This is a genomic window from Rickettsia endosymbiont of Oedothorax gibbosus (genome assembly GCF_936269705.1).
In the GTDB taxonomy this organism is placed as follows: domain Bacteria; phylum Pseudomonadota; class Alphaproteobacteria; order Rickettsiales; family Rickettsiaceae; genus Tisiphia.
The window spans coordinates 794,987-821,691 of record NZ_OW370493.1 but is presented as its reverse complement, the minus strand read 5'-3'; the positions used below and the strand labels follow the sequence as shown (position 1 = coordinate 821,691).

The following is a 26,705-nucleotide window of genomic DNA, read 5'->3' as shown; positions in this document are numbered from 1 at the left end:
ATATCCCAGACGTCATTGCGAGAAGCACACAAACCCCAACCGTCATTGCGAGAAGCCACTTTAGTGGCATTGAAGCAACCCAAATGGATTGCCACGACCACTACCATTAACTTTCATTTTGAGTATACACTAAAAATACCTAACACTAAGCTTTTCATGCAATTTAATTTGAAAAATATTTATATTTTATATCATCCCTGCTTACTATTACTATCAACCCAGCGATTCCAAATATGTCATAGAAGGAAGGTAAGTAAAAGGATATGGAATAAGTTTTTCGTAGAGGAATAGTTAAAAAAGTAGTCAAAGTTGGATAAATTATCTAAGATAATATCAATATAATATTGGTATCAAGTTATGCATTCAAAGAAACATTTAAGTTTTAGTGCAATCAGAAGTATGATTGCAGATAGATTTGCTGGTATAGAAGATAGAAGGGGTGTAAATAGTAGTAATAGTATAGCAGATATTATGTTATCTGGTTTGGCGTGTATGTATTTTCAATCAGTATCTTTGCTAGAATTTCAAAGGCGTATGGAAAGGAAGGAACAACGTAATAATCTGCGTAGCATGTTTACAGTACAATCGCTTCCTAGCGATCAGGGGATGAGGAACGTAATAGACCAAGTAGATAGTGACGTAACGTTTAGACCTATTTTCAAAGAATTATTTAGTAAATTACAACGAGGGAAGCATCTAGAACAATATCAAATATTTCCTGGTAAATACTTATTAAATGTTGATGGTACACAATATTACAGCTCTGATAAAGTGAGTTGTAAACGTTGCCTAATTAGAGGGCATAAAAATAACCAATATCATTGTCATCAAGTATTACAAGGGGCTATTGTAAAATTTGGGTTACGACAAGTAATACCAGTAATGCCTGAGGAAATTCGTGTACAAGATGGTGATGAGAAAGAGGATTGTGAGACGAATGCTTTCAAGAGATTTTTGACAAGATTTAGAAAGGATCATGATAAATTAGGGATAATAATCAATGCTGATGCCTTATATGCAACAACTCCAGTGATAGAAACAATTCGTGATCATAAAGCTAATTATATTTTTAAAGTAAAACCCAATAATCATAAGACATTAATGGATAATGTTCAATCTGTAGATAAATCAAAGATAGAGACATTGAGCCTTAGAAGGAACAAATTGATAATTGAATGGGTTAATGATGTTGAATTATTTACTAGCACTAAGGTAAGAACAAATTATATAGCGGCATGGGAGCTAGTGCCGCAGAAAGATGGTAGTAACAAAAGTCAGTATTATGGTAAATGGATTACTGATCTAGAAATCACCTCAGATAATGCTAAAACAATAATAGACGGAGCAAGAGCACGTTGGAAAATAGAGAACGAATGCTTTAATAGCTTAAAGAATCATGGTTATAATATAGAACATAATTACGGTCATGGTTCTGAGAATCTATGTTATAATTTCTACAATTTTACTTTGTTAGCATTTACTATTCATCAAATACACCAATTAGTTGATAAATTATTTCAAGAAATGAGGGAGCAATTTGGTAGATTAGGATCGTTATGGGAACGAATAAGAAGTTTAGTAGACCTTTTTTTCTTTGAATCAATGGAAATGTTATGGGAGATATTAGCTGGCAAACGAGATTACAGAGTCCCGCCAATATAGATTCGACCTATCAAAAGCTTTTTCTAGAGCAATAGACTTATTTATTGCTAACCGTTGGTTTTTACCAAATTGATTACAATAACGTGAATTATGATAAGTTTGTATAAAAATATTTATAGAATTCCGAGTCAATCATTTAATTTGTGTAAGTTCATTTTTTATTTTCCAATAAATCATATTTAAAATCTCCACAAAGTATTTCAAATTGATTTAAAGCTAAAGACCAATCTTTAATAGGCATGGTCCATTTTTTGGCTGCATTTTGTAGGGATAAAAATATTATTTTTTGAATTGACTTATCATCTGGAAACACCCCCTTATTTTTGATAATTTTTCTAATTTGACGATTTACAGATTCTATAGTGTTAGTAGTATAAATTACCTTTCTGTTCTCTTCAGGAAAGGCAAAAAACGGTATTATCCCAGACCAATTACGTTGCCAAATATCAGAAATTACCGGATATTTTTTATCCCATTTTACACCAAATTGCTGAAGTTTTAAACGTGCCATTTCGTCATTATTAGCTGTATAAATTTGTTTTAGATCTGATGTGACCTCTTTTAAATCTTTATATGACACATACTTTACTGAATTGCGAACCATATGTACAATACATAATTGTACTATAGTACTCGGGAATACACTGCTTATAGCTTCTGGAAAGCCCTTTAAACCCCACACAAGCAACATAAATTTGTTCAATTCCTCGATTCTTTAACTCAGTAACTACTTGCATCCAAAATTTAGCACCTTCATTTTTGCCTATCCAAATGCCAAGTAACTCCTTTTTCCCTTCTATATTTACAGCAAGTGCTAAATATACTGCTTTATTTATTACTATGTGATTGTCTCTAGATTTTACATAGATACAGTCCAAGTATAATATTGGATACACCCTATCTAAACAACGATTTTGCCACCTAGTTACTTCTTCTATTACCCCATCTGTTATGGTGGATATCAAGTCACCAGATACATCAGTTTGATATATTTCTTCTAAATGCCCTCGGATCTCGCTGACTGTCATACCGCGACCATAAAGGGATATCACTTTCTCATCAAATCCATTAAATCTCCTCAGCCCTTTTGGTATTAATTGAGGATTATACTCTCCTTCCCGATCTCTTGGTACTTCTACTGTCAGCTTACGACCATCCCCATCAATTACTGTCTTCTCATAGCTACCATTACGACGATTATTATCTACTTTTGCCATCTTGCTATGTTTTGAATATCCTAATTCATGAGGAAGTGTAATATAGTGAGTTGACATTGTTATAAAAAGGCGATACAATAATGTCATTATTAGCAACTATGAGTAATAGGATGACAACAAGAAGATATAGAATAATATATGAATCGTATGATCATAAGCAACCCACTACAACAATTTCAAGAGTAGAAGTACTTAATGGCGAGCTTAACGAACCAAGTAATTGTCTAGATTTTTCCATAGGTTTGGATAATCAAATTGCTTTAATTCAAGGAGTACAGGATATAGTTTTGCAGGAAAAGATTCAATTAATCCATAAACTAACAAAAGTTACTTGCCCTAAGTGTAAAATTAAAATGCATAAGACTGGTGTAAATAAATCTACTTTTCACGATGTTTTCACTGATCATAACATTGTAATACAGAGATTTAAATGCCATAATTGCGGATATGAAACGCACTCTACCGTCCGCACGTTATTGCAGGGAGTAATTTCTGGTGATTTAAAAAAAATACAAGCTACACTAGGTGCTACACATAGTTTTAGAGAAGGAGAGAAATTATTTGAATTATTTTCTGGTAAAGATCGGCAAATTAATAATCATAATCGTATTAAACAAGTTACAGAATCAGTTGGCAATGCTATTGAAGATATCAATGCTGATGAGAAGGAAATGCTCATTACTGAAGATGCTGTTGAACTAATATTAAATGTAGATGGAGGACATATAAAGACAACAGAGGATCAACGTAGTATGGAGGCTATGGTGGCTGTAGTTTACAAACCAGAATCTATAAAATCAAATAGTCAAGATACCAGGAATTATATTATAAGTAAGAATTGTGCAGCGTCAATTAAGGATGATCGTCAAAAACAAATTATAAGTTCTACTATTATTGCAGCATTGAAACAAGGCTTAAGCCCAAAAACACATATTACCGCACTATGTGATGGGGCGGCAAATTGCTGGAATATAGCAAAGGCACTAGAGCCTTTGTGTGCTAAAATAACTTATATTTTAGATTGGTTTCATTTGGGTATGAAATTTGAGAATATATCGTTACCAAAAAGGCTAAAAGAAGATCTGATGCATATCAAGTGGCATTTATGGAGAGGAGATGTGGAGAAGGCGATGATAAGATTTAAAGAAATATTAGCACTGACAAAAGAAGAACAGCATCATGATAGGATTAAAAAATTATCCCAATATGTTGATAATAATAAAGATAAAATTGTGGATTACTCAACAAGGAAGGATCAAGGGCTGATCTTTACTAGTAATCTTGCTGAATCAACTGTTGAGAGTTTAATCAATCAAAGATGTAAAGGGCAGCAACACATGAGATGGTCTAGAGAGGGGTTAAATCCTATTTTGCAATTAAGATCTATAATCCATAGTAATGATTGGTCTAGCAAATGGAAAACTGCGGTACTAAATGCTGCTTAATAATTCACTATATTACACTTCCTTTATTGCTAACCGTTGGTTTTTACCAAATTGATTACAATAACGTGAATTATGATAAGTTTGTATAAAAATATTTATAGAATTCAAGAAAATACATACAAATCTTTAACAGAAAAATAGATTATTCGTCTTAAAGTTGAGTGGATCGCAATGCTAAAATTTCCCTATGTATCCATAATGTCATATTTGGAATTGCTGCATAATAAGCTTCATGTTCACTGGCAATGACGAAAAAGCTTATGACTTCTTTACCAATTCATCTATCAATGTATCAAAACCACTATTACTGAGAATATTCATGAACTCTGACTGTTGGGAACTGATCATACTAACACCTTCCGTAATAACATCTGAAACTTTAAAACTAGAATTATCGCTTGCATCTTTTTGACGTACCAAGTAGTTTACTTTAGCTGTTCCTATCAACATTTCTACCATAAACTCACCTTTATCAAGAATACGCACTTGTTCAACTTTAGGCTGTTGACCATGATAATTTTTCACCAAATCAGCATAGACTGTACTGACATAATTACCATAAACTTCTGTAAATTGTTTAATTTGTTCAGGAGTTAAGGTTCTTCTGTAGACACCAAGGGTAAATTTAGCCATCCAATCTAAATCCAGGTTAGCTAAAATTAGCATCTTACTCTTAGTAATTTTGCCATCTTGAGTTAAATTTTGATCATTAAATACCTCTAGCCCATCTTTTATTAGCTGATTAACATAGTTATCAACTCCCGCATTATTATCATTAGCAGTTGAATAGGCTGACAAAGACAGGAAATTTAAAATTAAGCAAACAATAAATTTTTTCATAATTTTCTATAATTTAGTTAGGTTTAGGGCACTTAAATTGCTTAGGGTAGGCAATTACAGATTCCCGATTTTGATGCGTAGCTGATCTTACAGCTATGTAAGGATCGGTAGAACTACGTGTTATATACTCAGTAAATGGTAATAATCCTAACCTAGTATCTATAATTTGTGCACTAGAGAGTACCACTTCAAAGTTCCTATGTACTACATACATTATAGGATTTAAATAACTATTTGTAAATACTGGATCTGTGAAATCTCTTGCATTAGTACCTCCAATAAATGGTAGGACTAAGTATGGTCCAGGTCCTACTCCATAATGAGCTAAAGTATTCCCCAAAGTTTGTTTGGTAACTTTTAAGCCAATTTTACTTGCTACGTCAAATAATCCGCCTATACCAAATGTACTATTGATAAGAAATCTCCATATACTCTTCATAGTTTGATCATAATTCATCTGTAAGCCATAATTGACAGCAGTCAAAGGTATAGTAATGTTATCTAGAAAACTACTCACTCTAGCTTTGGTATAATCATTAGTAAATTGTTTATAGCCCATAGTAATAGGTCGCAAAAACAGATAATCTAAAATGGAGTTAAAGACAAAAATTTTACGATTCAGTTTCTCATAAGGATCATAGACTTGCATACAACCATTCTTGGCACTACAAACATACTGAAAATCATCGTTATCTTGAGTATTTTGAACGTCCGCTATTACGGTTAGGTTAAAAAAGTTAAGTATAACTAATGCTAGTAATATAAATCTCTTCATTATAGGTTTCATCAATGATTTTTCTTACAAACCACCATATAGTATTTATCATTTTTTTCTATAACTAATTCCTCACTACTTAATACAGTGAATTTACTTTGACTTAAAGCTTCCTTGATATCTGTTATAGCAAAAATAAATTCTTTTCTTTTTAATGAAAGATTTGTAACGTTATTTATTGGCAAACAAAATGCAAAATATCCTAATTTATCGACTATTGAATAAATATCATTAAAGTAAGTTGACAGATTCTTAGTAAAAGAAAGAGCGTTAAAACTTAATATCACATCATATTTATTAGAATGTTGCTTAATAAAGTCTGGTATAGAAACTTCTAGTATATTATCATAGATATTCATATTTAGGGCAAAAACATTCATGGCTTCTGAACTTTCTACACCAGTAAAAGTAAAGCTATCAGGAAAACGCTTTTTAACCTCAGCCCCCACTAAACCTGCATTACTACCTAGCTCCAAAATACGGTAATTATCAGGCAAATCTGTTATACCACTCATAATCCTACTGACAAAATTATGAGGTAGGTATAGTTGCTTATTACTACAAAATTTATTGTTATAATATTCAGCCGTAAGATTTCTATATTGATGCCAAATCTGCGGAGAGATATCTGACAAATTATTATAATTTTGTAAGAAAGCCCCTAACTTTACTTGATCAAATTCAGAAGCTTTTTGTAGATGATACAAAGCCTTTTGATAATTATTTTTTAAGAAATATGTCCAACCAAGCCAGTAATTAACTTGGCAAGAATTATAGTCAATTGATGGGAAGTTGGTGACGTCGTCGCTCAATGCTCGCCTATTACTTATAGGCGTCGCTCCATCGCTCCTGCTATCTACTTCTCCTGAATTGACTATAGCTTGGTCTGAATTAGAAAAAAATTTATCAACCAATTTAAACCTTAATATAGCGTCATTTAAGTTATTCTTATATAAATGTTCTATACCAAGCTTTAAATTAGTTTCTTTTAAGTGTGTTACCTTGTATTTTACATCGGTAAAATAATTGATGAACGTAAAAATTTTCTCCATATACCAAGATGGAAAATTTTTGCAAAAATGATAGCATGATTTCATCTTATCCTTTATTAAACCGTAACTGTTATAAATAATTTTGCTGCCAAACATAAAGTCTATGAAATTTGATTTTGTGAACTACTTACCTTACGCATAAATCCCGTAACAATTTAAAAATTGCAGAAAAGTATAAGATGCTATTAGCGAGACCACTACGTGGTCGTGTCAATCCACATTCATTAGATTGCTTCGTCGCCACCAAAATGGCTCCTCGCAATAACACCAGGATATTTTTCCTATGACTTTTAAATGCCATGCGTAAGGTGAGTTAACTATATAATAGCATACATTATAATAGCATACATATTAACTAGCACTAATGACTTTGTCTATAATTATAGTCAATTGATGAGAAATTGGGGGCGTCGTTACTCGTCGCTCGCCTATTACTTATAGGTGTCGCTCCATCGCTCCTAGCCCCAAATTCTCCTGAATTGACTATACATAAAATAAATCTAATATTTCTCTTTGCTCCACCATTTTTTCTCTTCTTGTGGTAATTCTGAATTTAAGGTTTCTGTTATTTCCACCATTTCTTCAATATATTTCTTAGATTTTTTCATAGCAGTAAAACTTTTTACGATAGCAACTTGTTCAGTTGGTAACTGAAAACTACTCAACTCATGTATAATAGCTTGACGAATAAATTCGGTTCTAGATATCCCTAGTTTTTTAGCAGCTTCATTACTAGCTTTTGCTATAGTATCTGGTAAAGTAATAGATAAACTTGTCATATTGTTATTTCATATCAATTTATATATAAAATAATAATATAATAATTTAACTCGTTCAAGAATTGTTTTTTGAAAACAAATATAGTATATGCTCTAATGATTTGAGTATACTTGATAAAATTATATAGGTTCTACTATGTCACTTATTGCTAAACGATTAGATTTAATAAAGCCATCCCCTACTTTGGCATTAGTCAAAAAAACATTTGAACTAAAAAAACTAGGCAAAGACATAATTTCTCTTGGGGCTGGTGAGCCTGACTTTGATACGCCAAATAATATCAAGGAAGCTGCAATTAAGGCTGTGCGAGATGGTTTAACAAAATATACTAATGTAGATGGTGTATTGGAGCTTAAACAAGCGGTACAGAAGAAATTCAAGTATGAAAATAATTTAGATTATGATTTAGACGAGATAATCGTATCCAGTGGAGGAAAACAAGTAATCTATAATTTGTTTATGGCATCCCTTAACCCCGGTGATGAAGTAATTATTCCTAGTCCATACTGGGTTTCATACCCAGATATGGTAATATTAGCTGACGGCATTCCGGTGTTTGTTAATTGTAACATGGAAAATAATTTTAAACTTACTGTTAATGTTCTAGAGCGAGTAATTAGCAAAAAAACTAAATGGTTAATTATTAATTCGCCGAGTAATCCAACAGGGGGGGCATATTCTTATCAAGAATTAGCTGATATTGCTGAATTATTACGCAAATATCCCAACGTAAATATTATGTCTGATGATATTTATGAGCATATTATTTTTGATGATTTTAAGTTTTATACTTTTGCTCAAGTGGCACCGGATTTAAAAGATCGAATATTTACGGTTAATGGTGTATCAAAAGCTTATTCTATGACAGGGTGGCGTATAGGATACGGAGCTGGTACTAAATCGTTAATTAAGGCAATGGCTATTATTCAGTCACAAAGCACTTCTAATCCTTGCTCTATAAGCCAAATGGCAGCCATTGAAGCTTTAACTGGTCCTCAAGATTTTATTAAGTCTAATGCAAAAAACTTTCAAGAAAAACGTGACTTAACCTTATCAATCCTAAATGATATCAAGGGTATTAGTTGTTATAAGCCGGCAGGAGCATTCTATTTATTCCCTAAATGTAATGAATTATTTGGGCTTAAAACCCCCTCTAATAAAATTATCAAAGATAGTAACGATTTTGGAGAATATTTGCTTGAAGAATGTAGTGTGGTAGTTGTTCCTGGTATTGCATTCGGTTTAGAAAATTATTTCAGAATTTCTTACGCAACTTCGATAAAAAATTTGGAGCAAGCGTGCTTGCGTATAAAAAATGCTTGTCATCAATTAAAATGATCAAGAAACTTCTTAAAAAGAATAATTTTGCACTTAGTGTAGTCACTAAATTATTGTATAGTTATTTGAGAGTGGTTTATTTTACCTGTCGTTGGCAGTTTGTTTTTCCAGATGGTTACAATGAACAGCAATTTTTAGCACAAAAAGGGGCGATTTTTGCTTTTTGGCATAACAGGCTCGCTTTGGGTCCGGGAATATTTACCGGTCATAAAGACATTCATGCCCTTATTTCTCCTCATTCTGATGGTAAAATAATTAGTGATATTGTCAATAAATTCGGCTTTGGGGTAATAAATGGCTCTACTAATAAAAATTCTGTGGTAGCTTTAAAAGCCATTATCAAAAAATTACATAATGGTAGTAATATAGTAATTACCCCAGATGGTCCGCGTGGACCTATTTACAAAATAAATAGTAATATTAACAAAGTGGCTCAAAAATATAATATAAAATTAATACCGGTTTCTTGTAAGGCTTCTAGATATTTTTTACTTAAAAGTTGGGATAAACTGATTATGCCGCTACCTTTTGGTAAAATAACGGCTTTTATAGGTTTGCCACTAATTTTTATAGGCAATGAAAATCAAGATGATATTAATTTAGCCCAAGCATTAAACATCAGTGAAATAAACTCATGATCTATTTATATCATATCTTAAGTTTCCTATTTCTTCCACTATATGTTCTTTTACTGGTATTGAGAGTTATTGTTGGCAAAGAAGAGATAAAACGTATGGGCGAACGTTTTGCCATTGGGTATGTACATACTAAACGAAATGAAACTTTAGTTTGGATACATGCCGCCAGTGTAGGGGAATCTATGATAGCTCTTACCTTAGTTGAAAATATCAATGATCTTTGGCTAAAAAGAACGATGCCAAAAACCGCCTTAAAGTTTTTGGTTACTTCAGGAACCAAATCTTCTGCAAAAATATTACAACAAAAGTTACCTGTAAATGCTGTTCATCAACTAATTCCTATAGACAATATTATTTTTGTTAAGAAATTTTTTAGAAATTGGCAACCAACTCTAGGAATCTTTATTGAATCAGAATTATGGCCATGTCTAATTAGCGAAGGGAAGAAACATTGTAAATTATTATTACTGAATGCTCGTATTTCTGATAAATCATTTGCATCATGGAAAAAAATAAGCTCATTTTTTAGAGCAATCACCTCTAATTTTAGTGAAATTATTGTTCAAAGTAACATCGATTATGAAAAATTTATGCAACTTGGTATGACCAATATAAATAATTTAGGCAATATCAAATTTGCCAACAAAAAATTACCTGTAAATGAACAAGAATTAACAATTTTAGCACAATATATGAGTGCTAAAAGAATCATCGTATTTGCCAGCACTCATCTGGAAGATGAAACAGTATTACTGAATATTATAAAACCAATAAAACAACAATATCCAAATTGCTATTTTATTCTAATTCCACGCCATCCTGAACATAAAAATGATATAGGGAAAGCGTGTACCCAACTAAATTTAACCTATAGTATCAAGTCTGAACAAAATATACCTATTCTGACTGATGATCTTTACATCGTTGATAAATTTGGAGAACTAGGATTATTTTTTAGCATATCTTATATCTCATTTGTTGGCGGTTCATTTAAACAAGGTGGACATAACGTACTTGAACCAGCATATTTTGCTAATTATATTATATTTGGACCAGATATGAGTAATTTTGCTAATATTGCTAATGAAATGCTTGCAAATAAAGCTGCTACGCAAATTCAAAACGAAAGTGATTTATTGAATAAAATGGAATATTTGCTATCTGAAACTGGTATCGAGGAAGCTAAAATTTATCAGACTAATGCCTTAGAATTTGTTAATAAAAACCAACAGATTTTAGGTAATTATTTAGCTATTATAGAAAAATATTTGTTATAGTCAATTCAGGAGAATTTGGGGCTAGGAGCGATGGAGCGACGCCTATAAGTAATAGGCGAGCGACGAGTGACGACGTCCCCAACTTCTCATCAATTGACTATAGTAGGAGTAAATCATTAATGTCATACTCAAATGAGCGGAAGAATGGGAATAACAAACAAAGGGTAAACGAACATAGTATATACTCGAATGATCTGGAGAATTGGAATGTAAAACAAGGGGTGAGCGAGCGGAGTGTACATTTAGTACATGAGCACGCGAATGCCCCGAAGTTTTGCAGAACCAATTCTTCAAAGCATTCGAGTATACATGTTGTATTAGTTGATGAACAAGATAAGATTCTTGGAACAGAGGATAAATTGACGGTTCATAATTCTAATACACCATTGCATAGAGGGGTTTCTGTGTTTCTTTTCAATAGTCAAAAGGACATCTTGATACAAAGAAGAAGCTTACTCAAAAAAACCTGGGGTGGTTTTTGGTCTAATAGTTTTTGTGGACATCCACAAATTAACGAAACTTACGAGCAGGCTGTTTATAGGCATGCAAAATTTGAATTAGGCTTGGTCAGCTTGCAGAAAGTATATTTTATTGCTAATTATCGTTATAAATTTGCTATAAATAATATTGTGGAAAATGAGATATGTCCGATATATTTAGCTTTATCAGATGATGTTATCAGAATAAATGAACAAGAAATAGCAGAAGTAAAATTACTTAAATGGCAAGATTTTAAGTTATACACAGAGGAATACTCAGCCAACTTTTCTCCTTGGTGTAAAGAAGAGCTTAAAATATTAGAAAATAGTGAAATATTCAAAAAATTTATGGATTCAGCTTTATTATTATAGTATAAAACCAGCAATTCCAAATATGACATTATGGATACATAGGGAAATTTTAGCATTGCGATCCACTCAACTTTAAGACGAATAATCTATTTTTCTGTTAAAGATTTGTATGTATTTTCTTGAATTCTGAGTCTGTCCTATAGTTTGTGTAAGTTGCAAAGAAAGCAGTAAGAGATTACTGTAAAAAAAGTAACTTAAGCAAGCAAGGAGGAATTATGGCTAAAAAATTAGATACAGATAAAGATACATTAAACATCAGTAATCAGCTAGTAGAAGAATTATTATCAAAAGCAGATCCATCGGAGTTATTTGGTCGAGATGGTTTATTTCAACAGCTAAAGAAGCAAATAGTTGATAAAATATTAGCAAGTGAGTTGGATCATGAATTAGGATATTCAAAACATAGCAAGATGGCAAAAGTAGATAATAATCGTCGTAATGGTAGCTATGAGAAGACAGTAATTGATGGGGATGGTCGTAAGCTGACAGTAGAAGTACCAAGAGATCGGGAAGGAGAGTATAATCCTCAATTAATACCAAAAGGGCTGAGGAGATTTAATGGATTTGATGAGAAAGTGATATCCCTTTATGGTCGCGGTATGACAGTCAGCGAGATCCGAGGGCATTTAGAAGAAATATATCAAACTGATGTATCTGGTGACTTGATATCCACCATAACAGATGGGGTAATAGAAGAAGTAACTAGGTGGCAAAATCGTTGTTTAGATAGGGTGTATCCAATATTATACTTGGACTGTATCTATGTAAAATCTAGAGACAATCACATAGTAATAAATAAAGCAGTATATTTAGCACTTGCTGTAAATATAGAAGGGAAAAAGGAGTTACTTGGCATTTGGATAGGCAAAAATGAAGGTGCTAAATTTTGGATGCAAGTAGTTACTGAGTTAAAGAATCGAGGAATTGAACAAATTTATGTTGCTTGTGTGGGGTTTAAAGGGCTTTCCAGAAGCTATAAGCAGTGTATTCCCGAGTACTATAGTACAATTATGTATTGTACATATGGTTCGCAATTCAGTAAAGTATGTGTCATATAAAGATTTAAAAGAGGTCACATCAGATCTAAAACAAATTTATACAGCTAATAATGACGAAATGGCACGTTTAAAACTTCAGCAATTTGGTGTAAAATGGGATAAAAAATATCCGGTAATTTCTGATATTTGGCAACGTAATTGGTCTGGGATAATACCGTTTTTTGCCTTTCCTGAAGAGAACAGAAAGGTAATTTATACTACTAACACTATAGAATCTGTAAATCGTCAAATTAGAAAAATTATCAAAAATAAGGGGGTGTTTCCAGATGATAAGTCAATTCAAAAAATAATATTTTTATCCCTACAAAATGCAGCCAAAAAATGGACCATGCCTATTAAAGATTGGTCTTTAGCTTTAAATCAATTTGAAATACTTTGTGGAGATTTTAAATATGATTTATTGGAAAATAAAAAATGAACTTTGTGAGTAGACCTAACCAATTGCTTGGTTAAGCCCCTCCTCAGAACCGGACATGCAGAGCTACCGCATCCGGCTCCCGAAAGGTAAGATAGGCTTGTACCCTATTTTTTTTTGTTGGTTTTAGAACATTGAAATGGTCTTCCACTTATTTGGAAAGTCGACCCTTTTGAGTATTTCAGCTAATCTTTGCCAATTCATCTTACGCTTCCCACCCATTCTATTAAACCACCCATATATTGCTCGCCTAGTTTGGTGAATAAATGAACTTACTCGTCTTTGATTATCTGATATACCATGATAATTGATCCACCCCTTTGTAGCTCTAATGACTTGCAATAATATCTGTTCTTTGCCCCTCTCATTAAGGTGACTTCGTAGATATTCTCTTAGCCCTTTAAGCTTCTCGGTAAATCGATCTTTCCTTGTGGTATATTTTAATCTCCATATGTTACCAAACCTTGATTTACCCCAATAGCAAGTAAAGCCAAGAAAATTATAACTCTTGATCTTCTTACCTTGCTTAGCTAAGTCCTCAGCATGGTATCTACCGGACTGAATCATCTGCGATTTAGCTTCATTGATGTTCAAGCCATACTTGTTTAATCTTTTGGGCAAAACCTCATAAAACTTCCTCGCGTCTTCTTCATTCTCAAAGACGAACACCATATCGTCACAATACCTCACCATTCCAGTTTGCCCTCTTATGTTTTCCTTGCTGATTTTAGCAAACCAACAGTCAATAACATAATGTAGGAAGACATTTGCCAAAATTGGTGATGTTTTAGACCCTTGGCGGCATCCTTCCTTGTTAGTAACTGTAATGCCGTTTTCTATAATTGGTGTTTCCATCAGTTTCATAACTAGTCTTAGGAATCTTTTGTCAGATATTCTCTTTCTTAGGAATCCCATCAACTCAGAATGTTTGATTGAATTGAAGCACTTAGTTATATCAATTTCAACTACAGCTCCTTTATTGAAGTTATACGTAAGTCTATTCAACTCCTTAAGTGCATCATGGGCGTTTAATTTAGGTCGAAACCCGTAAGAACATTTTAAGAATATTGGCTCGAACACTGAGTTTAATATCTTGCTTACTGCCGACTCGATTATCTTGTCTTCAAAGCATGATATTACCAAAGGTCTTTTGCCTCCATCTTCTTTTGGAATCAATGTAATTCGTGCAGGTTTAGCTTGATATTGCCCCTTGCGAATTTTAGTAAGGAGCGAGAGCAAATTTGCTTCCAACTTCTTACCATAAACCGCTTTGGTTATACCATCTATTCCTACAGCTTTCTTGCTATCAAGTTCCTTATATTGTTCTTCTAACATCTTTAAATCAATAATATGTCCAAGATTATTAAACTTTATGTCTTGATTTTGTGATGATAGCAACTTTATACGCTCAAGTTTCGTTGACCATGTATTTCCGTCTATGCTGTGTACGGTCATTGTTTCCCTCTTACGTTCTTACCTTTCTGTCAGCCCTTCGCTCCACTCCCATTACGAAGCTTCATCACTACTACAACTGACTCAGCCATCCTTAACACCATCTCCAAAGCCTTATGTTTCGGCACTTGTACTTTGAATACTTACTTAACTCAGTAAGAGTTATAAGGACTTCTCAAGTTGTGTCATTAATCTCTACAAACTCGCTGACGCCTGAGACCCCGATGGTTGAAAACTTTCGGATTTTCGCTAGTTTGACCTCTAGTTTTCTCTTGTCTACTGCGTTGTGTAGCACATCGACTTCCACTACCAATATCATTTCAGGGCTATCACGTTCACCATTTGGTTTCGGCTCGGATGTTTCGCTGTCTACGCTTTACTACTGTCGTTACCTTCAGCAGCACAAGACTCGCTATATGGTGGAGCTAGCTACTCCTTCCATAACAGGACTTTCACCCGTAAGATTAATGCACCTTATCTTGACGCACACACAAATTAAATGATTGACTCGGAATTCTATAAATATTTTTATACAAACTTATCATAATTCACGTTATTGTAATCAATTTGGTAAAAACCAACGGTTAGCAATAAATAAGTCTATTGCTCTAGAAAAAGCTTTTGATAGGTCGAATCTATATTGGCGGGACTCTGTAATCTCGTTTGCCAGCTAATATCTCCCATAACATTTCCATTGATTCAAAGAAAAAAAGGTCTACTAAACTTCTTATTCGTTCCCATAACGATCCTAATCTACCAAATTGCTCCCTCATTTCTTGAAATAATTTCTACAATTTTCGGCTCTGTACAAATAAGTGTGTAAATTTTTCAAAGGTTATATAAAAATATAATATAACAAAAGGAGAAATTATAATGCGTCACAAACAAAATGAAGCAATGAATCAAGCAATAGATTTATTAATAAATAATGATACAGATATATCAACTTTATTTAAAGAGGATGGTTTATTAAAACAATTAACCAAAAGGCTTGTAGAGAAGGCATTGCAGTCAGAGATGAATAATCACTTAGGATATGATAAATATTGTCATACTGATAGCAATAATGTTCGTAATGGTAGTAAAGTAAAGAATCTAGTAACAAATAATGGAGTTGTAGAGATTGAGGTTCCAAGGGATAGAAGTAGTACATTTGAACCTGCATTAATTCCGAAGCGTCAAAGACGTATTGAAGGATTTGATGATAAAATAATATCGTTATACGCTAAAGGAATGAGCTTATCTGATATTAAGATTCAAATGCAAGAATTGTATGGAGCTGACGTTAGCGAAAGTTTGATAAGTCAAATTACTGATGATGTAATTGAGGATGTCAAGATATGGCAAAGCCGACCATTGGATCGAGTATATGCTATAGTATTTTTTGACTGTTTAGTAGTAAAAGTACGTCAAGATAAACGAATTATCAATAAGTCTGTATATGTAGCATTAGGTATTGATTTATCTGGAAGGAAGGATATTTTAGGATTGTGGAACAGTGAAAATGAAGGAGCTAAATTTTGGCTTGGTAATTTTACTGAGATGAAGAACAGAGGTATGCAAGACATGCTTATTGCTTGCAGTGATAATTTAACCGGTATGTCTGAGGCAATAGAAGCAGTTTTTCCGAAAACCGAACATCAATTATGTATTGTACATCAGATTAGAAATAGTTTAAAATATGTATCATATAAAGACCGAAAAGAATTAGCGGCTGATTTAAAGCCTATATATACTGCTAGCACAGAGGAAGAAGCACATCTTGCTTTAGAATCTTTTGAAGCTAAATGGAGTAAACAGTATCCACAAATTGCTAAATCTTGGTATGTTCATTGGGAAAATTTAATGGTTTTTCTAGAATACCCTGAGGCGATAAGGAAAGTAATATACACAACTAATAGTATAGAATCTGTCAATAGCCAATTACGTAAGGTTACTAAGAATAAAAGGGTTTTTCCAAATGATAATGCCGTTTTTAAGACCTTATATTTGGCAATTGATTATATGACCAAGAAATGGGTTATGCCGATTCCGAACTGGAACGCAGCTATGGCTCACTTTTTGATAAAATTTGAAGGTAGAATTTAAGCCCTATGAAAAATTTACACACTTAATTAGAAAGGCTCCAATTTTACTTTGTTAGCATTTACTATTCATCAAATACACCAAATTAGTTGATAAATTATTTCAAGAAATGAGGGAGCAATTTGGTAGATTAGGATCGTTATGGGAACGAATAAGAAGTTTAGTAGACCTTTTTTCTTTGAATCAATGGAAATGTTATGGGAGATATTAGCTGGCAAACGAGATTACAGAGTCCCGCCAATATAGATTCGACCTATCAAAAGCTTTTTCTAGAGCAATAGACTTATTTATTGCTAACCGTTGGTTTTTACCAAATTGATTACAATAACGTGAATTATGATAAGTTTGTATAAAAATATTTATAGAATTCAAGAAAATACATACAAATCTTTAACAGAAAAATAGATTATTCGTCTTAAAGTTGAGTGGATCGCAATGCTAAAATTTCCCTATGTATCCATAATGTCATATTTGGAATTGCTGCGTCCATACCATCATTCGCATCTGTCTTCTTTGTCATTCTTAGCAACGGCGGGAATCTAGACCCCTGCTTACGCAGGGGTGACACCTGACTTTTTGTTATGGATTGCTTCGGAGTAATATACTAATCGGGTTAGCTACAATCCCAGATTTTTTGGATTTTGGTATTTAATCCAAATATCAATTAACAATTTAGTAATAATAATCGCAGAAAACATCGATGATATTATACCAATAGTTAGTGTTACCGCGAAGCCTTTTATAGCACCAACACCAAACATAAAAAGTAAAAACGCCGCTATCAAGGTTGTCACGTTTGAGTCAAGGATTGTCGCAAAAGCTGATTCAAACCCTGTCCTTATAGCATAAAGGTTAGATGCACCCTTTTTAAGCTCTTCCCTTATTCTCTCATAAATGAGTACATTGGCATCAACCGCCATGCCAATCGTTAATATTATACCAGCAATTCCCGGTAGAGTTAATGTTGCTTGGAAAAGTGACAATAAAGCTAGAATATAGAGTAAGGCTAGACTTAATGCTATATTGGCAAAAATTCCAAGAATTCCGTACGACCAAATCATAAATATCACCACACTGGCAAAACCAATCATCCCTGCTTTCTTACCTGCCTCTATTGAGTCTGCTCCAAGATTTGGTCCTATGGTTCGTTCCTCTATTATTTTTAAAGGAGCTGGTAACGAACCAGCTCTAAGTAATAAGGCTAATTCATTGGCTGATTCAACAGTAAAATTACCTGAAATTATACCGCTTCCTCCAAGAATTGGTTCATTAATTACTGGAGCACTTAATAATTTATTATCAAGCACGATAGCAAGCCTTTTACCAGAATTATTTTTGGTTATTTCCGCAAATAATTTGCTACCAAGATTATTAAAGGAAAAAGCAACGGCTGGTTGAGTATTTTGGTTAAAAGAAGCTTGAGCAGTTATTAGCTGCTCACCACTAACAATAACTTTTTTCTTAATAACTACATAATATTCTTTTTTATCTGAATTCTCTCCTTTAACTAGGATTAAACCAGAGGGTAAACGCCCATTTATTGCTTCTTGTATGTTGGCATTTTCGTCAACTAAATGGAAGGTTAATTTTGCAGTTTTACCAAGAATATTTTTGAGTTGTTGTGGGTTTTCCTCACCTGGTACCTGGAGCAATATATGTTTATCGCCTTGCCTCTGTATGTTAGGCTCTTTGGTACCTGTACTATCCACTCTCATTCTAATTATTTCGATCGATTGGGCAATTACCTTATGCCTTAATTCGTCAAGTTTAGAGTCACTATAGCTAAGCTTAATATTAGAATTATCTTGTTCTACAGTAATTTCTCGATCGATTTTATCTAAGATATTTTTCACTGTTTTGTAATCTTTTAGGTTTCTTAATTCAAATTGCACCGTACGATTCTTGGCAATAAGATTTTTATAGCCTATCTTATCTTCCCGTAAATATTTCCGTAAATGGTCAGCCAAACCTTCCATTACATCATTTAAATAGGCGTCAAAATCGACATCTAGCAATAGATGAGCACCACCTCTTAAATCAAGACCAAGATTTACCCTATAATTGGGTAATATTTTTGAATCTATAGTTGTAAAATTAGGTAAAGCACAAATAAAGGCTCCTATTGTACATAAAATAGACAAGAATATTTTCCATTTAGCAATATTATGCACAGTTATTTTCCTTTGTCTTTTTTACTTTTATTAACAGCTATAGCTTATTTTTTATGACGACTTGTAATATCGAGTATTGCAGATTTTAAAACTTTGATTCGGATATTTTCAGATATTTCAAGGTCTATTGTGTTGTCAGCATCATTAATCTTGCTGACTGTGCCAAAGATTCCGCTATTAGTTACTACCTCTTCGCCCTTTTTTACGCTACTCACCACACTTTCTTTCTCCTTACGACGTTTTTCTTGCGGTCTAATTAGGAAAAAATAAAATACAATGAAAATTAATACCATCGGCACCATGCTTGTTAATACTGACTGCATAGATGATTCAGGTGCTGCTGGAACTACTTCTATAGTTTCTTTGATTGCTATTGTATCGTCATCTGCATAGGCATTTTCTATAAACATAATATATCTCCTAATGTTTGTCTTTTACTGTAGTAAAAGTAGTTGTGTTAATTAGCAAACTACGTCATTGCGAGGAGTGTGTAAACACAACGAAGCAATCCATCTCTAATCATTTCTTTGGATTGCTTCGACTACTACGTAGTCTCGCAATGACGTAGTAATGTTAGCTATATAATGACATATTTACTCAAGATAAGTTAGCAAAGATTCGTATCTAGCTATATCCAACTTAATAATGTCATTCTTTGTATCGCCCTTTTCTTCGCTTATTTCTTTTTTTAACAATACTATCTTTTCAGCTATTTCATGGGTTTGCAAGTTGTTAGTATCAACAGCAAATTCAGTTACTATATTAACGTTGGTCTTAGTAACTTCAGCTAATCCCAAATAAACAAAATACTTTAATACAGAATTACCTACTGTTATTTTTGTTAAACCAGCTTTTAAACTAGAAATCAGTAACTCATGACCAGGTAAAACACCAAATTCTCCTAATTCTCCATGCATTGTTACTTCTTGAGCTTCCTGGTCAAATACAATACTTGTAGGTGTTACAATTTTAACCCTAATTGTTTTATTCATTATGCTACTTTGGCTTTAAGTGTTTCAGCTTTCTCTACTGCTTCGTCAATACTACCTATCATATAAAAAGCTGCTTCTGGTAAATGATCATATTTGCCAGAAACCAAACCTTGAAACCCTTCAATAGTATCAGCTAAACTGACAAACTTTCCAGACATACCTGTAAATACTTCGGCAACATGGAAAGGTTGTGATAAAAATCGTTGTATTTTCCTGGCTCTGGTAACAGTTAATTTATCTGCTTCCGACAACTCATCCATTCCTAAAATGGCAATTATATCTTGCAGCGACTTATAGGTCTGTAAAACTTTTTGTACCTCTCGAGCCACTGAGTAATGTTTTTCTCCAACAATTTCCGGACTTAGCAATTGTGAACCACTATCGAGCGGATCTACTGCCGGATAAATACCAAGCTCAGCAATTTGTCGACTAAGTACAGTCGTTGCATCCAAATGAGTAAAAGAGGCAGCAGGAGCAGGGTCAGTCAGGTCATCTGCTGGCACATAAATCGCCTGTACCGAAGTAATTGATCCAAACTTTGTTGAAGTAATACGTTCTTGTAACTCGCCCATATCAGTTGCTAATGTTGGTTGATAACCCACTGCCGAAGGTATTCTACCTAAAAGGGCTGATACCTCAGAACCAGCCTGAGTGAATCGGAAAATATTATCGACAAAAAACAAGACATCCTGTCCGCCATCTAAATCCCTGAAACTTTCGGCTATAGTGAGTCCAGTTAAAGCAACTCTAGCTCTTGCACCGGGCGGTTCGTTCATTTGCCCATAAACCAGGGCTACTTTAGATTTTTCTGGATTTTCTAGATCAATTACATTGGAATCAATCATTTCATGATACAAATCATTGCCTTCTCTAGTCCTTTCTCCAACTCCAACAAAAACCGTATATCCTCCATGAGCTTTGGCGATATTATTAATAAGCTCCATAATTAATACTGTTTTTCCTACCCCGGCACCACCAAATAACCCAATCTTTCCTCCTTTTGAATAAGGAGCTAACAGATCAATGACTTTAATTCCTGTAACCAAAATGTTTTTTTCAGTTGATTGGTCAACAAAACTGGGAGCTGAGTGGTAAATTGAAGCAGATTTAGTTGAATTAATTTTACCTCTTCCATCAATCGGCATACCAATTACGTTCATTATACGCCCAAGTGTTGCCGTGCCAACAGGTACCTTAATGGTATCTCCTGTATCTACCACCTCTTGACCTCTTACTAACCCCTCTGTTGGATTCATAGATATGCATCTAACAATATCATCTCCGATATGTTGCGATACTTCTAATATCACCTTTTCTCCATTATTATAGCATTCAAGTGCATTAAGAATTTTCGGCAATTTACCATCATTAATAAACTGTACATCGACCACAGCTGAGATAATTTGCACAATCTTACCGATAGTCTTGCCAATAATTTTTGTCATATAGCTTCTGCTCCTGCAATAATTTCAATTAAATCCCGAGTAATTATATCTTGTCTAGACCTATTCAACGTTAATGTTAACTTATTAATAAGCTCATTAGCATTTTTTGTGGCATTATCCATCGCTGTCATTCTGGCTCCTTCCTCACTAACTCTACTTTGCAGTAGAGCATAATTAATTTGTGCGGTTACATAAAGATTAATCATATTCAAAACAAGCCCCTCGCCTTCGTATTCATAGCTTAAATACTGCTCACTTGAGTATTGCTCACTTGAAGATAGCTGTTGTTCAATTGGTAATATTTGCTGTTTAGTTGCAATCTGGGTTATAGCATTTTTACATTTATTAAAATATATCTGACAACTGCTAATTTTACCACTATCTACCATCTCCGTTATTTTATCTTTAATCTGAAATGCCAAATTATTATTATGATATTTGGGAAAATCATAATAATTGTCAATATAATGGGAATATTGCCATTTGAATAGATCGTAGCCTTTTTTACCAATAATAATAAGCCTTACTTGTTTACCAACATTTTCCAAATTTGCAATATCAAATTTCACCTGTTTGAACACTGCAAAATTGAAAGAACCACATAAACCGCGTTCCGAGGTAACTACTACCAGTAAATGAGGCTTATTTATGTTCACATCACTTGAAAAGAATTTTTTTTCTTCTTCAGTCATATTTTGCAAATTATTCCTAGATGCTACATTAGACATTGTATTCCGCAAAATCTCAATATAATCTTCTGAGTCCTTAATTTGGCTTTTGGCTTTGGTAAATTTGGTAGCCGAGACTATTTGCATAGCCTTAGTAATTTTTTGCGTTGATTTAACACTTTTAATACGAGATCTTAATTGTTTTAAACCTGACATAGCTACCCAACTTTATTGTCAGTAAGAAAGTTCTGTACAAATTTTTCTAAGAAAGATTTTAACTTTTCTTCCGTTTCTTTAATGATTTGCCCCTGATTTTTAATGGATAATAAAATATCGTTTTCTTTAAGTTTTATTTCTTGGAGTAATTTAAGCTCAAATTCTTTTACTAACTCAACAGGAATATTATCGAGATAATTTTTTACCCCAGCATAAAGACTTACTACCTGTTCTTCAACAGAGAAGGGAGCATATTGATCCTGCTTCAATATCTCACTTAACCTTGTACCATGTGAGATAAGCTGCTTAGTTGAGCTGTCTAAATCTGAACTAAACTGAGCAAAAGCGGCTAATTCCCTAAATTGGGCTAATTCAAGTTTGACACTTCCTGCTACTTGTTTCATAGATTTTACTTGGGCGGCTGATCCTACCCTACTCACTGATATACCAATATTTACCGCCGGTCTGATACCTTTATAAAATAGTTCATTCTCTAAAAAAATCTGTCCATCAGTAATTGATATAACATTGGTTGGAATATATGCAGAAACATCACCTGCCTGGGTCTCAATAATGGGCAAAGCCGTAAGAGAACCCCCACCATCTTTATCCGACATATTTGCTGCTCGTTCCAGTAACCTAGAATGTAGATAAAATATATCTCCCGGATATGCTTCACGCCCTGGTGGTCTTCTGAGCAATAGAGAGATTTGTCTATAGGCAACAGCATGTTTACTCAAATCATCGTAAATAACTAATGCATGCATGCCATTATCACGAAAATACTCACCAATACTACAGCCAGTGTAAGGTGCCACATATTGCAACGCAACAGGATCAGAGGCGGTGGCTGCAACAACTACTGTGTATTCCATAGCCCCTGAATCTTCCAATTTTTTTACTACCTGTGCGACAGTCGACCTTTTTTGACCAATAGCTACGTAAATACAATAAATCTTATTTTTTTCATCGCCATCAAGATGAACTTGTCTTTGGTTAATAATCGTATCGATGGCAATAGCCGTTTTTCCTACTTGCCTGTCACCAATAATTAACTCCCGCTGACCTCTACCAATAGGAATTAGGGAATCAATTACTTTGATACCCGTTTGCACCGGATCTTTGACGCTTTGTCTAGAAATGATCCCCGGAGCCTTTTCTTCTATATTTCTGTAGCTATCAGTTATAATTTCACCTTTACCGTCAATAGGACTTGCCATACCATCAACGACCCTACCAAGCAATGCTTTACCGACTGGTACTTGTATAATCTTGCCAGTTCTTTTGACCGTATCTCCTTGCTTTACTTCGCGATCGTCACCAATCAATATGATATTTACCGAGTCTGTTTCAAGATTAAGAGCAAGACCTTTCACCCCTGAGGCAAACTCAACTACCTCACCAGCTCCTACATTATCGATACCGTATACTCTAGCTATACCATCTCCAACTGTTATAACTTGCCCTACCTCTTGTAAATCGCTAAATTGTTCAATATTAGCAATTTCTTTTTTTAGTACTTCAGCAAGTTCAACAGCCTTTAATTTTTGGGAAGAACCCATAATTATTTACCTCGTAAATCTTATTTAATAATTTTTAATCCAAACGTCATTGCGAGACCACATAGTGGTCGTGGCAATCCATTTCTAACTATCTATATAACCTAAATCTTTGTAGTTTTTAAGGTTTTTATTATCTTTTTTAACATTCCATCAATAGAGTAATCCCTAACCACGCTATCATATTGTATAATAATACCACCAATAATTGACTGATTCTGACTAAATTTTATCGCAACTTTCTGATGAAAATCAGTTTCTAAATGTTCTGTTAACCATTGTTTTTCTTCACTATGCAAAATTTTAGCAGAAGTGATTGTTACCATCTTAATATTTCTACTTTTATTAAGTAGTTGTTGGTACAATACAACTATATTTGATAAAATAGGCATACGTGAATGTTTTAGCAATATTAATAATAACTGCTTAACTGTAGATTCAACATTAAAGTTTTTTGCAATTAATTCAATTATTTTACATTTATCAATATTTTTCACTATAGGAGAGAATATCACCTCCTTGATTTGTGCATTATCATTGATGAGCTGATCAATAATCTTAATCTGCTCAAATATTTTATCTTCCAAGGCATTAGCTAGTGCATTATTAAATAACGCAGAAGTATAATTTTGTACTAATTTATTATTGATCATTATACTGTTACATCCATAAAACTCTAATAAGCCAAGCAATAATAACCCACATAAAGCCATGAAAACAAACCATGTAAGATTGCCCATAACACAGAGTGGTTGATGTTAAACGAAATAGCCATAGCCAATGCCGAGCCAAATGATACACCATGCCGCATAACGATATTTATTCGCCGCTTTCGTGGAAAAGTTTCATAATCCTCAGCATTCATCTTACTCATTGCCTGTACCTCATATTTAAATAATATTATACGTCATTGCGAGGAGGCGTAAGCCGACGAAGCAATCCAGGAAATCGATAAATTTGGATTGCTTCGTCGCTACTAAAGTAGCTCCTCGCAATGACGAAGTAATGTTAGCTATACTTTATAACACAATCTATCCTTATCACTAAGCATATTTAGAAAAAATAAATCAAATATGAATGGCTCTACCATAAGCCTGCAACACTGACTCACTCATCATTTCCGATAAAGTTGGGTGAGGGAAAATGGTATTGATTAAATCAAGCTCTGTACCTTCCATAGTTCTAGCAATTACATAACCTTGAATTAGCTCGGTAACCTCTTCGCCTATCAAGTGTGCTCCTAACAATTCCCCAGTTTTTGTATCAAATATTGTTTTAATCATCCCTTCAGTACACCCATCAACCAAGGCTTTCCCATTAGCGATAGATGGGAATTTGCCAATTTTCACTTGGTAACCAGCTTTTTTCGCTTGTTCTTCAGTAAGCCCTACACTAGCAATCTGCGGCGAGGAATAAGTACAACCTGGAATATTACGATTTTCTAGAGGATGAGCTTTAAGACCGGCAATAGTTTCTACAGCAATAATACCTTCATGACTTGCCTTGTGTGCAAGCCACGGGGGAGATGTGACATCACCTATTGCATAAATTCCTTGTTCATCAGTTTGCATAAACTGATTGGTAACAATATGACCTCTATCTATTTTTATATTAGTTTTTTCTAAATTAAGATTTTCCGTATTGCCGACTATACCAACTGCCATAAGCAAAGTTTCAGCTTGTATTTTGTGGTTCTTACCTTCTATCTCAACTTCAATCATAACATGATCTTGTGTTTGGCTATGATTTAACAACTTACTATTAGTATGAATTTTTATACCCTTTTTCTCAAAAATTTTTCGTGCCATTAAAGAAATTTCTTCATCTTCAGCTTGTAAAATCCTATTTTGTACTTCAATTATGGTGACGTTTGTTCCTAAGGAGTTATAAAATGAGGCAAATTCTATACCAATCGCTCCTGATCCAACTATAATCATAGATTTTGGTAATTTATCCAAAATCATAGCTTCCTTAGAAGTAATAATTTGCTTACCATCTGGTTTAAATCCATCTAAAATCCTAGCTCTTGCACCTGTAGCAATTATTATATCTTGTGCTTTAATTGAAATTTTTTGACCGTTACTATCAATATTTACCACTTTGCCAGTTCCAAGTACAGCAGTGCCATCAATTACCGTAACCTTATTTTTCTTTAGTAAGGACTTAATGCCAGATGTTAACTGCGTCGATATATCTCTAGAACGCTGTACTATTTTTTTTAAGTCAAAGCTTGGTTCATTGACTATAATACCATAATCTTGAGCATGCTTAATTTTCTGAAATAATTCAGCTGATTTAAGCAGTGCTTTTGTTGGTATACATCCCCAATTTAAACAAACCCCTCCTAAATGCTCTCTCTCAATCAACGCAACTTTTTTATTTAGTTGTGCTGCCCTAATTGCCGCAACATAACCACCAGGCCCACCCCCAATAATTGCTATATCATAATTTTCCATTAATATTTCCACTTATTCATTCATTGCTATTTTTAATGCTTTATTTACTACCAACCAGATTATAGTGAATTAACTTGAATTAGCAACGTTATAAATCCGATTAGTATTTAGCTTCAGCGTCATTGCTAGAAGCCACTTTAGTCAGCAATTCCAAATATGACATTATGGATACATAGGGAAATTTTAGCATTGCGATCCACTCAACTTTAAGACGAATAATCTATTTTTCTGTTAAAGATTTGTATGTATTTTCTTGAATTCTATAAATATTTTTATACAAACTTATCATAATTCACGTTATTGTAATCAATTT

Annotated in this window: 22 protein-coding genes and 2 pseudogenes; 8 read left to right on the top strand and 16 right to left on the bottom strand. The window is 33.6% G+C overall.

Annotated features, from left to right (window positions below):
- The first annotated feature begins 357 nt into the window (after window positions 1-357).
- A complete protein-coding gene (locus NBW66_RS04540) occupies window positions 358-1,662 on the top strand; it encodes a transposase (RefSeq protein WP_250311217.1) in 1,305 nt (434 codons plus the stop codon).
- 151 nt (window positions 1,663-1,813) lie between these two features.
- On the opposite strand, the gene NBW66_RS14440 is transcribed toward NBW66_RS04540, so the two are convergent.
- Complete coding sequence (locus NBW66_RS14440; RefSeq protein WP_250312149.1) at window positions 1,814-2,344, bottom strand: IS256 family transposase; 531 nt, start codon at window positions 2,342-2,344, stop codon at window positions 1,814-1,816.
- A complete protein-coding gene (locus NBW66_RS14435) occupies window positions 2,232-2,936 on the bottom strand; it encodes an IS256 family transposase (protein WP_284346723.1) in 705 nt (234 codons plus the stop codon). The genes NBW66_RS14440 and NBW66_RS14435 overlap by 113 nt, the downstream gene beginning before the upstream one ends.
- Window positions 2,937-2,959: 23 nt before the next feature.
- On the opposite strand from NBW66_RS14435, the gene NBW66_RS04530 reads away from it, so the two are divergent.
- On the top strand, window positions 2,960-4,324 hold the full coding sequence (locus tag NBW66_RS04530; protein ID WP_250311117.1) for a UPF0236 family transposase-like protein: 1,365 nt from the start codon (window positions 2,960-2,962) through the stop codon (window positions 4,322-4,324).
- 258 nt (window positions 4,325-4,582) lie between these two features.
- Here NBW66_RS04530 and NBW66_RS04525 read toward each other — a convergent pair whose 3' ends face one another.
- The 4 genes and pseudogenes from NBW66_RS04525 to NBW66_RS04510 form a co-directional block, all read right to left on the bottom strand.
- Window positions 4,583-5,164, bottom strand: coding sequence for an MlaC/ttg2D family ABC transporter substrate-binding protein (locus NBW66_RS04525; RefSeq protein WP_250311859.1), 582 nt, complete (start codon window positions 5,162-5,164; stop codon window positions 4,583-4,585).
- A gap of 13 nt (window positions 5,165-5,177) precedes the next feature.
- Window positions 5,178-5,939: an MlaA family lipoprotein gene (locus NBW66_RS04520; RefSeq protein ID WP_250312262.1), complete on the bottom strand. Its 762-nt coding sequence runs from the start codon at window positions 5,937-5,939 to the stop codon at window positions 5,178-5,180.
- Window positions 5,940-6,820: 881 nt separating this feature from the next.
- Window positions 6,821-7,087 (bottom strand): annotated as a pseudogene (locus NBW66_RS04515) (hypothetical protein); the annotation flags it as partial.
- Between the two features lie 404 nt (window positions 7,088-7,491).
- Window positions 7,492-7,770 (bottom strand): ribbon-helix-helix domain-containing protein, encoded by a 279-nt coding sequence (locus NBW66_RS04510; protein ID WP_250311858.1) that lies wholly within the window; start codon window positions 7,768-7,770, stop codon window positions 7,492-7,494.
- 136 nt (window positions 7,771-7,906) lie between these two features.
- Between NBW66_RS04510 and NBW66_RS04505 the strand changes: the two genes are divergently transcribed.
- The 5 genes and pseudogenes from NBW66_RS04505 to NBW66_RS04485 all read left to right on the top strand — a co-directional run bounded on the left by NBW66_RS04505 (window position 7,907) and on the right by NBW66_RS04485 (window position 13,351).
- A complete protein-coding gene (locus tag NBW66_RS04505; RefSeq protein ID WP_250311857.1) occupies window positions 7,907-9,109 on the top strand; it encodes a pyridoxal phosphate-dependent aminotransferase in 1,203 nt (400 codons plus the stop codon).
- The gene (locus tag NBW66_RS04500) at window positions 9,106-9,747 is read left to right on the top strand and encodes a lysophospholipid acyltransferase family protein (RefSeq protein ID WP_250311856.1); all 642 of its coding nucleotides are present in this window, start codon (window positions 9,106-9,108) and stop codon (window positions 9,745-9,747) included. Before NBW66_RS04505 ends, NBW66_RS04500 begins: the two co-directional genes overlap by 4 nt.
- Window positions 9,744-11,024: a lipid IV(A) 3-deoxy-D-manno-octulosonic acid transferase gene (waaA, locus tag NBW66_RS04495; RefSeq protein ID WP_250311855.1), complete on the top strand. Its 1,281-nt coding sequence runs from the start codon at window positions 9,744-9,746 to the stop codon at window positions 11,022-11,024. Before NBW66_RS04500 ends, waaA begins: the two co-directional genes overlap by 4 nt.
- A gap of 119 nt (window positions 11,025-11,143) precedes the next feature.
- Window positions 11,144-11,875 carry an isopentenyl-diphosphate Delta-isomerase gene (gene idi, locus NBW66_RS04490; RefSeq protein WP_250311854.1) on the top strand — a complete coding sequence of 244 codons (732 nt, stop codon included), beginning with the start codon at window positions 11,144-11,146 and terminating at the stop codon, window positions 11,873-11,875.
- A 215-nt stretch (window positions 11,876-12,090) separates the two neighbouring features.
- Window positions 12,091-13,351 (top strand): annotated as a pseudogene (locus NBW66_RS04485) (IS256 family transposase).
- A gap of 123 nt (window positions 13,352-13,474) precedes the next feature.
- Here the strand turns inward: NBW66_RS04485 and NBW66_RS04480 are convergent.
- Together NBW66_RS04480 and NBW66_RS04475 are read right to left on the bottom strand one after the other, a co-directional pair.
- On the bottom strand, window positions 13,475-14,803 hold the full coding sequence (locus tag NBW66_RS04480) for a reverse transcriptase domain-containing protein (protein ID WP_250310618.1): 1,329 nt from the start codon (window positions 14,801-14,803) through the stop codon (window positions 13,475-13,477).
- A gap of 632 nt (window positions 14,804-15,435) precedes the next feature.
- The gene (locus NBW66_RS04475) at window positions 15,436-15,573 is read right to left on the bottom strand and encodes a hypothetical protein (protein ID WP_250311853.1); all 138 of its coding nucleotides are present in this window, start codon (window positions 15,571-15,573) and stop codon (window positions 15,436-15,438) included.
- Window positions 15,574-15,673: 100 nt separating this feature from the next.
- Here NBW66_RS04475 and NBW66_RS04470 point away from each other — a divergent pair, with 100 nt between their 5' ends.
- A complete protein-coding gene (locus tag NBW66_RS04470) occupies window positions 15,674-16,888 on the top strand; it encodes an IS256 family transposase (RefSeq protein WP_250310568.1) in 1,215 nt (404 codons plus the stop codon).
- Between the two features lie 614 nt (window positions 16,889-17,502).
- Here NBW66_RS04470 and secD read toward each other — a convergent pair.
- The 8 genes from secD to lpdA all read right to left on the bottom strand — a co-directional run bounded on the left by secD (window position 17,503) and on the right by lpdA (window position 26,392).
- Window positions 17,503-19,056: a protein translocase subunit SecD gene (gene secD / locus NBW66_RS04465; protein ID WP_250311852.1), complete on the bottom strand. Its 1,554-nt coding sequence runs from the start codon at window positions 19,054-19,056 to the stop codon at window positions 17,503-17,505.
- A 44-nt stretch (window positions 19,057-19,100) separates the two neighbouring features.
- On the bottom strand, window positions 19,101-19,466 hold the full coding sequence (gene yajC, locus NBW66_RS04460) for a preprotein translocase subunit YajC (RefSeq protein ID WP_250311851.1): 366 nt from the start codon (window positions 19,464-19,466) through the stop codon (window positions 19,101-19,103).
- A 183-nt stretch (window positions 19,467-19,649) separates the two neighbouring features.
- Entirely contained in the window at window positions 19,650-20,048 is a 399-nt protein-coding gene (gene atpC / locus NBW66_RS04455) for an ATP synthase F1 subunit epsilon (RefSeq protein WP_250311850.1), read from the bottom strand.
- Window positions 20,048-21,481: a F0F1 ATP synthase subunit beta gene (gene atpD / locus NBW66_RS04450; protein WP_250312261.1), complete on the bottom strand. Its 1,434-nt coding sequence runs from the start codon at window positions 21,479-21,481 to the stop codon at window positions 20,048-20,050. Before atpD ends, atpC begins: the two co-directional genes overlap by 1 nt.
- An 8-nt stretch (window positions 21,482-21,489) precedes the next feature.
- Complete coding sequence (atpG, locus tag NBW66_RS04445; protein ID WP_250311849.1) at window positions 21,490-22,377, bottom strand: ATP synthase F1 subunit gamma; 888 nt, start codon at window positions 22,375-22,377, stop codon at window positions 21,490-21,492.
- 2 nt (window positions 22,378-22,379) lie between these two features.
- Complete coding sequence (atpA, locus tag NBW66_RS04440) at window positions 22,380-23,939, bottom strand: F0F1 ATP synthase subunit alpha (protein WP_250311848.1); 1,560 nt, start codon at window positions 23,937-23,939, stop codon at window positions 22,380-22,382.
- A gap of 101 nt (window positions 23,940-24,040) precedes the next feature.
- The gene (gene atpH / locus NBW66_RS04435) at window positions 24,041-24,676 is read right to left on the bottom strand and encodes an ATP synthase F1 subunit delta (protein ID WP_250311847.1); all 636 of its coding nucleotides are present in this window, start codon (window positions 24,674-24,676) and stop codon (window positions 24,041-24,043) included.
- 327 nt (window positions 24,677-25,003) lie between these two features.
- Complete coding sequence (gene lpdA, locus NBW66_RS04430) at window positions 25,004-26,392, bottom strand: dihydrolipoyl dehydrogenase (RefSeq protein ID WP_250311846.1); 1,389 nt, start codon at window positions 26,390-26,392, stop codon at window positions 25,004-25,006.
- Window positions 26,393-26,705 lie beyond the last annotated feature (313 nt).

Bases quoted from the DNA above. Each gene is read 5' to 3' on its own strand.
- NBW66_RS04540 (WP_250311217.1), top strand. From the start codon at position 358: ATGCATTCAAAGAAACATTTAAGTTTTAGTGCAATCAGAAGTATGATT.
- NBW66_RS14435 (WP_284346723.1), bottom strand. From the start codon at position 2,936: ATGTCAACTCACTATATTACACTTCCTCATGAATTAGGATATTCAAAA.
- NBW66_RS04530 (WP_250311117.1), top strand. From the start codon at position 2,960: ATGTCATTATTAGCAACTATGAGTAATAGGATGACAACAAGAAGATAT.
- NBW66_RS04525 (WP_250311859.1), bottom strand. From the start codon at position 5,164: ATGAAAAAATTTATTGTTTGCTTAATTTTAAATTTCCTGTCTTTGTCA.
- NBW66_RS04520 (WP_250312262.1), bottom strand. From the start codon at position 5,939: ATGAAGAGATTTATATTACTAGCATTAGTTATACTTAACTTTTTTAAC.
- NBW66_RS04510 (WP_250311858.1), bottom strand. From the start codon at position 7,770: ATGACAAGTTTATCTATTACTTTACCAGATACTATAGCAAAAGCTAGT.
- NBW66_RS04505 (WP_250311857.1), top strand. From the start codon at position 7,907: ATGTCACTTATTGCTAAACGATTAGATTTAATAAAGCCATCCCCTACT.
- NBW66_RS04500 (WP_250311856.1), top strand. From the start codon at position 9,106: ATGATCAAGAAACTTCTTAAAAAGAATAATTTTGCACTTAGTGTAGTC.
- waaA (WP_250311855.1), top strand. From the start codon at position 9,744: ATGATCTATTTATATCATATCTTAAGTTTCCTATTTCTTCCACTATAT.
- idi (WP_250311854.1), top strand. From the start codon at position 11,144: ATGTCATACTCAAATGAGCGGAAGAATGGGAATAACAAACAAAGGGTA.
- NBW66_RS04480 (WP_250310618.1), bottom strand. From the start codon at position 14,803: ATGACCGTACACAGCATAGACGGAAATACATGGTCAACGAAACTTGAG.
- NBW66_RS04475 (WP_250311853.1), bottom strand. From the start codon at position 15,573: ATGAGGGAGCAATTTGGTAGATTAGGATCGTTATGGGAACGAATAAGA.
- NBW66_RS04470 (WP_250310568.1), top strand. From the start codon at position 15,674: ATGCGTCACAAACAAAATGAAGCAATGAATCAAGCAATAGATTTATTA.
- yajC (WP_250311851.1), bottom strand. From the start codon at position 19,466: ATGTTTATAGAAAATGCCTATGCAGATGACGATACAATAGCAATCAAA.
- atpC (WP_250311850.1), bottom strand. From the start codon at position 20,048: ATGAATAAAACAATTAGGGTTAAAATTGTAACACCTACAAGTATTGTA.
- atpG (WP_250311849.1), bottom strand. From the start codon at position 22,377: ATGTCAGGTTTAAAACAATTAAGATCTCGTATTAAAAGTGTTAAATCA.
- atpA (WP_250311848.1), bottom strand. From the start codon at position 23,939: ATGGGTTCTTCCCAAAAATTAAAGGCTGTTGAACTTGCTGAAGTACTA.
- atpH (WP_250311847.1), bottom strand. From the start codon at position 24,676: ATGGGCAATCTTACATGGTTTGTTTTCATGGCTTTATGTGGGTTATTA.
- lpdA (WP_250311846.1), bottom strand. From the start codon at position 26,392: ATGGAAAATTATGATATAGCAATTATTGGGGGTGGGCCTGGTGGTTAT.